The organism is Psychrobacter nivimaris (assembly GCF_904846365.1).
In the GTDB taxonomy this organism is placed as follows: domain Bacteria; phylum Pseudomonadota; class Gammaproteobacteria; order Pseudomonadales; family Moraxellaceae; genus Psychrobacter; species Psychrobacter nivimaris_B.
In genome coordinates, this window is sequence record NZ_CAJHAL010000063.1 from 1 (window position 1) to 3861 (window position 3861).

A 3861-nucleotide genomic window follows, 5' to 3' on the forward strand; every position below is an offset into this window, starting at 1 on the left:
CAAAGTTTAGCGTCAAAGAAGGCATTATCTAAGCTTGCAAAGTCCATAAATGACCTAGACAAAGTAACGCATGAACGTTTTCAAAAATCAAATAAGCATGATTTATCAGCTGAGTTAAATCTTTATGGTCGAGATATATGGATAGGTGCTGCTGCTGGTGCAGGTCTAGCTGCCAGTACGGGGCTAGATTTTGCAAGTGGCTTTACATTACCTATAGCAACCATTGCTGGTGCTTTAATGTCAACTGTGAGAGTGACAGCTAAAACAACTCGCACTTTTCAACCAGCAGAGAAAAATTTAAAATTAGCATACCTATCAGATGCTAGAAAGAATGGTTACTTAAAACCACAGCCAATATAAATTATTGGCTGTGGTTTTTTTTGGGGTTCAAAGGGGTTCGCCCCTTGCTCAAGTAACCTTTATATCTTAATCTAGCTTTGCTAATTATAATATAAAGGTGTAGTGAGTACACCTTTGAAAAACTACACACAATTAACAGGGAAAAGGTGGCTATGAACTATGCAATTTTAAGGACTGCAAAATTAAAGACAATGGGGAACATTGGCGGGAGTCTTGCACACAACTACAGGACGATAGATACGCCTAATGCTGACCCTAATCGTAGCTCTGAAAATGAACATACCGTTGCTACCCCTGAAGCGGTCAAACAGGCAATACAAGATTTACTCCCTGAAAAAAGACGGTCTGACGCTGTTCTATGTATTGAGTATTTGATAACTGCCAGTCCTGATTGGGAAGGCTGGGGAACAGACAAGGAATACGATTTTTTTGAGCGAGCTGGTCAGTGGCTCTATGACAAGCATGGTAAGAAAAATATCGCTGGTATGAGCCTTCATAGGGACGAAACTACACCGCATTTAGTCGCTTATGTTGTTCCCATTGACCAAAGAGGGAAGCTCAACTGCAAAGAGTTTCTAGGTGGTCGGACTAAATTAAACAAGATGCAGACCGATTTTGCCAATACGGTCGCTGACTTGGGGCTAACTAGGGGCAAGGAAGGCTCTAAAGCCAAACATACCAGCATCAAGGAGTATTACCACGACATCAACAACGCTCGAAACTTCAGTATCAAAGCAGAACCACCTAAACCTGAACTACTGGAGAGTAAGGCTAGCTATGGCGAAAAGGTCACATCAGCAGTTATCAACCAAGTAGAACCTACGGTTAAGGCTGCACAGAGCATCTTGAATGATTATGAGAGAGCTAAATTAGATAAAAAGATTGCTGAAAGTAGCTACGAAGACCTAAAAAAGCATGTTGAACCTTACTTGGTGGCTACTAAGGGTCTAACCGAAGATGAAATTAAAAGGATTAATGAGCTGATACAGCTAGAAAGCCGTAAAATCGCTGTAGAGAGGGAAGAAAGTAAAAAAGCTATGGAGTTATCAGAAGCAAGTCAGAGGTCGGTTACAACGGAATATAGAGACAAATGGAACAGTTTCTATAAGACATTACCAAGGTCTAAAAGGGTTAAAGTGGATTGGGTACTGAAAGTAACCAGAAATTCGAAAGACCATGAAGCTGTGCGAGTGGTTAAAAACAAATTAATGAAAGAGCCAGAGATAATTGACAGATTACCTGACCCAAAAACTCAGGATAAAGACAAAGATATTTCAATTTAGATGCTCTTTCTTTTGTTCTTTATTCTTCAAATAAACAAAGAAATCCTATTTGTTTATTTGTAAAAGATATTTGTACTATTTATCGAAGCGCTACATCCCTTTATTACCAATGGATACAGAGCCCATTAAACTATAAATTCCGATTTTAAAAACTATAAATTCCGAGCATAACTGACTTTAAAAACTATAAATTCCGATTTTAAAAACTATAAATTCCGAGCATTTAACTATATTATATGCTATATAGTTAAAACTATTCAAAAAAAAGGCATAGTTAAATGAATTGTAATTCATTAGTGGTGAAAGAAAACTCACTTATTCAAGCGACTTACAACCTAACACTGGTTGAGCAAAGATTGTTATTGTTGGCTATCGTTGTAATTAGAGAGCATACACATAAAAATGAGCTTGATTACATAGCCTTTGATAAACCTATAAAGGTGTTTGCTGAAGACTATATCAAGCAGTTCGATATAAGCAGCCGTTCAACAGCTTATGAAGGCTTAAAAGACGCTTGTAAGGCACTATTTGCAAGACAGTTCAGCTACCAAGAGAAAAGGGGTAATGGGGTAGCTAATATTACCAGCCGTTGGGTTTCAGATGTTGCTTACATTGATAATCAAGCAGTAGTGGAACTTACTTTTTCTAGGGTTGTAATCCCTTTAATTACAGAGCTTGAGAAGAATTTAACAAGTTATGAGATTAAGCAAGTAAGCCAACTTACAAGTGGTTATGCCTTAAGGCTTTATGAGGTGTTGGTTGCATGGAAAAGTCAGCCAAAAACACCCAAAATGGAACTTAATGAATTTAAGAGTAAGTTAGGGTTAAGTCCTTACCAGTACCCACGCATGGATAATTTCAAACGCATAGTAGTAAGTCCTGCTATAGAGCAAATAAACAAGCATACTGATATCACTGTTGAACTCAAGCAATACAAGGAAGGACGTAAGGTTGCTGGCTTTTGGTTTAGCATCAAACAGAAGAAAAAAGAGAAGGTAACACCAAAAAACCGTGACCCTAATACTATAGATTGGATAAATAATCAGACTGATACAGAAGCTAGCAATCCCTATAACTCCAAACAGATTGCTAGAGCTGTGAATAGCAAGAAATTCATATCGGATTACGCTCACTTGGTAATGCCACAAAATCCTGCTAACAGCTCGTCTAGTGCATGGATTACGCATATGGCAACTTGGCTCAAGAAAGACCCTAGTAAGTTCACCAAACGACCTATGAAAGAGTATCTTGATGACGAACAAGCAGATAGATTTTAAGAGTGAAATGACAATAGGGAAGATAAGACTATGAGCGATAACGAAGATAAAAAGGATTTAGTGCAAGGCTGGTTAGACAGGTCAGCACTGAACGCCATACAAATGAGCGAGGACGAGAATTACCGCCAGCTGGTAGCAGTTAGGGCAACAAATTGGGGTAAGGATATACAAGCCAAATCAGACCTGCGCATAAGACAATCACAAGCACCACACTTAGAAATAAAATAGAGCGCACACGAAATCTAGTTAGATATGCTATAAAAACAAGAATGAAGTTAATGCAATAAAGGAGAGATACTTGAACAGAGGAATAATAGCTGCACCTGCCATCATAAATAGACTGCCAGAAGGTTTTCAAATAGAACGAAATCTAAATATAGATGAATTGCGTTATTACGCTCTTTACTGGGATGAGGTGGTTATTCCAGCTAATAATGCCGTATACATAGGCATACCTCAAGAAGAGGAATTTATATCGGCTGGAGCTATAAAACGCCCCTTAGTTCAACTTTCAGGGTTGATTGATACAGACGCTATGCTTTCTTGCCAAAGTAAAGTTGCCAAAGACTTAGTCAAAGAAAATAAAGGTACAGATTGGGTTATCCAACAGTTTGGAGAGAAGTGCCTTCTTTTAGAAGACTATAGCGAAGAACGGAATACTCTACGTATTGACCTAGCTGCTTGTCTTCCTGTGCCGACAGGAGAAGTTAATATTCATGATATTTTAGAGTTTAAGGAAAAGAGGAAAAATGAATTTATAGCGCTCCACGAATATTTAGATGAATTTTATGAACAAGCCTTATCATCCCCTGACCAAAGTTTAGCGTCAAAGAAGGCATTATCTAAGCTTGCAAAGTCCATAAATGACCTAGACAAAGTAACGCATGAACGTTTTCAAAAATCAAATAAGCATGATTTATCAGCTGAGTTAAATCTTTATG

Annotated in this window: 5 protein-coding genes; all 5 read left to right on the plus strand. The window is 38.1% G+C overall.

Translation table 11 applies throughout. The features are described from left to right. Positions 1-360 (plus strand): DUF6236 family protein (locus JMX63_RS14220; protein WP_201573144.1); only part of this gene is annotated, 360 nt, incomplete at its 5' end. Positions 361-512: 152 nt separating this feature from the next. Further along, on the plus strand, positions 513-1643 hold the full coding sequence (gene mobV / locus JMX63_RS14225; protein WP_201573154.1) for a MobV family relaxase: 1131 nt from the start codon (positions 513-515) through the stop codon (positions 1641-1643). Between the two features lie 278 nt (positions 1644-1921). Continuing rightward, positions 1922-2920 carry a replication initiation protein RepM gene (gene repM, locus JMX63_RS14230; RefSeq protein WP_201573156.1) on the plus strand — a complete coding sequence of 333 codons (999 nt, stop codon included), beginning with the start codon at positions 1922-1924 and terminating at the stop codon, positions 2918-2920. Between the two features lie 30 nt (positions 2921-2950). After that, positions 2951-3148: a hypothetical protein gene (locus JMX63_RS14235; protein ID WP_201573159.1), complete on the plus strand. Its 198-nt coding sequence runs from the start codon at positions 2951-2953 to the stop codon at positions 3146-3148. 70 nt (positions 3149-3218) lie between these two features. Continuing rightward, positions 3219-3861 (plus strand): DUF6236 family protein (locus JMX63_RS14240; RefSeq protein WP_201573162.1); only part of this gene is annotated, 643 nt, incomplete at its 3' end.

What these genes read in the sequence shown, in the direction of transcription:
- mobV (WP_201573154.1), top strand. Translation starts at nt 513, where the DNA reads ATGAACTATGCAATTTTAAGGACTGCAAAATTAAAGACAATGGGGAAC.
- JMX63_RS14235 (WP_201573159.1), top strand. Translation starts at nt 2,951, where the DNA reads ATGAGCGATAACGAAGATAAAAAGGATTTAGTGCAAGGCTGGTTAGAC.
- repM (WP_201573156.1), top strand. Translation starts at nt 1,922, where the DNA reads ATGAATTGTAATTCATTAGTGGTGAAAGAAAACTCACTTATTCAAGCG.